Genomic DNA, 2986 nt, shown 5'->3' with positions numbered 1-2986 from the left:
AAAATACATACAAATATTATGAAGAACGAGAAGTTATAGAAAGGAAAAAGAACGAGAAGTTAATTTATTGTTAAACGGAATAAGAGATTAGGATATTAGCATAGAATACGCGGGAATCTGTACCTGTTACTTGTCCCACGCATCAAGGCCTTCGCATTGCCCAACTTCGTCAGAACAAGCAACGCAGAAGCCCACGCCGATATGTATACAAATATTTTCACAAACTTACTTATAAGAAGTTTGTGAAAGATAAAACATATCCCGCAGACATCTACTGCTGCTTTGTTTTTTGACGAAGTTTTCAAAATTTGCGAAGTTTTGATGCGTCAAAGACAAAACGTCAAGTAAACGTCTTTCTTTATATAATACATTTCCCACACCGCCCTAACCTCACGATTTGAGGTATCGGCGTGAGAAACATTGCAAAACTATAAAAATAAAATTTAATATCCTACTGCATGTTATTCTTTTTTCATAAACACATATATTCTTCAACAAATCCCCATTCCATTCTTCTAAAACATTGCCTCTTGCTACTTCTCTCCTAAACTATTAATAGAAAACTTCTTTTTTATTAAGGATAAACTTCTTTTTCCCAAATAGAAAACTTACCTTTGCATAATCAGGGCAGACGCATTAAAAATTATTGTTCTGTAAAAGTTGTGACAAATATTTTTCATCCCATCCGGCTTTTAGTCTTTTCAGATTCATACTTCCTTTTGTTGTTTTATCCTTCTTTAGTATGGTAAGTGCCATCTTTGTTGCCACCGAAAAGTTTCTGGCTGCATTTTTCACCTTTTTACTGTAGTCTTCTCGAAAGGTAACATCCAATTGCCAATGAAGATTATTCTCAATAGACCAATGCTGTCTGATGGCAGATGCAATCTCCTCCGGTTTGGTATTATCAAGTGAAGTTACATAGTATCTGACCTCTTGAGTATATTCTCCTGTTGCTACTATTGTTCTCTCCGACTTTATCCCTACAATAGACTTCAACCCCACAAGTTTCTTCTTAAACATTTTCTCCATTATAGAACCATAACTGACTACAGTACAGGTTCTTTTCTCAACTCTTCCATGTCCGGTATTTTCCGACACATGCCTGGTGACTCTATTGATTATTTCATCTCTATCCTGATAATCGTCAATAATTTGTTTAGCTAGTTGATAATTTTTTTTCTTATTCTCCTTTATAGCTATAATATAATTTGCATCACGCTCAATAATGGTCTGGGTTATATCTTTCTGGCATCCCATCGCGTCAATTGTAACAATACAACCACTTAGTTCCAAAGAGTTAATCAACAATGGAATAGCTGTGATTTCATTGCTTTTATCATCTACTTTTACCTGACCTAAAGAAATTCCATTAACGGCAGACCAGGCGGAAACCATCCATAATTTGAATCCTTCTTTTCCCGTAGTATGCTCTCCATCACATTGGCTTGGACCACGCATGAGCTTGCCATCTATAGCTACAACGCCTTTCACCTCCTGACAAACTTGTTTTACCCAATTACGAAAGATCAACTCAAAATACTCGGGCTTTATTATACTGAAGAATCTATTAAAAGTATCATGACTAGGGATGAACTCCAGGTCAGGTATGCGACTTTTGAAAAAAGCAATTTTCGCATTGCCAAATTCCTCAATCTCATTCCAAGACTGGGCGCCACAGATTACAGCAGCAATGGATATATAGATAATAGTTTCCATTTTATGTACTTTTTTGCGGTTCATCCTAGGATCTTCTATTTGTTTACAAAGGTCAATTATGCCAATTTTCATGTTAGTTTATGTTTTATAATATCTTATAAAGATAAGGAAAATAATCGACATATACAATAGATAATACACTAATAGTCAATAATATAAAAATAAAATACAAGTTGTAAGATAGTAAAAAATATAATGCGTCGACCCTGTTTGCATAATAGCAAACTATAAATGAAAGTTTTGATTATAAAAACAGAACTTTCATTTTTATAAACGCAAGTTGCATTTATAAAAACAAAACTTCCGTTTACAGTTTACATTTAACCCAAAGGAACTTTTCTATTAGAGGAAAGGAAGTTTACTTCCAATAGAAAAGAACTTATCTATTAATACTTTAAACGACAGATAGTATGGCACGATACATTATGGAGGAGATGCCCGACATACAAAAGACGGGCAAAAGAATTACATATCCGAAGTTTGCACGGATAGACAATGCAGGCATAAAAGAGTTGGCACGACGGGTGGGCGATGTCAGCGGCTTCAGTGCCGGAGACATAGAAGGCGTACTGCTTCAGACGGCTATTGAAATGGCACACCTGATGGCAGAGGGACGTTCGGTAAAGATAGACGGGATAGGTACATTCACTCCATCGCTCACCTTAGGCAGAGACAAGGAACGGGAAGATGCGGAAGAAGGTGGAAAACACCGCAACGCACAAAGTATTTTTATAGGAGGTGTTAATTTCCGGGTAGACAGGGAAATGGTAAGAAATATCAGCGATAGATGCCGGTTGGAAAGAGCTCCTTGGAAAAAGCAAAAATCCTCGAATAAATTCACACCGGAACAACGACTGGCATTAGCCCTAAAGTATCTGGACGAACATCCTTCCTGACCGTTTGGGAATATCGGAAACTAACCGGATTGCTACAAACAGCAGCAACCACTGAACTGCGACAATGGGGCCATCAACCGATTCGGGAATAGAAATCACCGGAAGAGGAACACATAGGGTATATACAAAGAAGAAAATAGTCGAAGAAGGGCAATAATAGTATGAGAAATGACTTAAAAAAGTATGAGAAATAACTGTTTTTAAGGCTTATTTCACCCGGAAATGATGAGAAATGCGATTTATTAAAAACATTTCTCATACTATAATTCACTGATTATATGATGATTAATGTAAAATCATGAGAATATGAGAAATAAAAACGTTTTTTCTGGTTCTTCGTCAAATTTGGTGGTACTTCTTCTATTGTGAATAAA

The 2986-nt window shown here is 36.2% G+C and carries 1 protein-coding gene and 1 pseudogene; one reads left to right on the top strand and one right to left on the bottom strand.

The window, feature by feature from the left end; all coding sequences use genetic code 11:
* Window positions 1-636: 636 nt before the first annotated feature.
* The gene (locus DXA05_RS25760; protein ID WP_008018700.1) at window positions 637-1788 is read right to left on the bottom strand and encodes an ISAs1 family transposase; all 1152 of its coding nucleotides are present in this window, start codon (window positions 1786-1788) and stop codon (window positions 637-639) included.
* A gap of 338 nt (window positions 1789-2126) precedes the next feature.
* Here DXA05_RS25760 and DXA05_RS25755 point away from each other — a divergent pair.
* Window positions 2127-2769 (top strand): annotated as a pseudogene (locus DXA05_RS25755) (HU family DNA-binding protein).
* Window positions 2770-2986 lie beyond the last annotated feature (217 nt).

Origin of the sequence: Bacteroides sp. AM54-2NS (genome assembly GCF_003602935.1) — a bacterium.
Taxonomy (GTDB): domain Bacteria; phylum Bacteroidota; class Bacteroidia; order Bacteroidales; family Bacteroidaceae; genus Bacteroides; species Bacteroides xylanisolvens.
This window is presented reverse-complemented; position numbering and strand designations above follow the sequence as displayed.

Bases quoted from the DNA above. Each gene is read 5' to 3' on its own strand.
- DXA05_RS25760 (WP_008018700.1), bottom strand. From the start codon at position 1,788: ATGAAAATTGGCATAATTGACCTTTGTAAACAAATAGAAGATCCTAGG.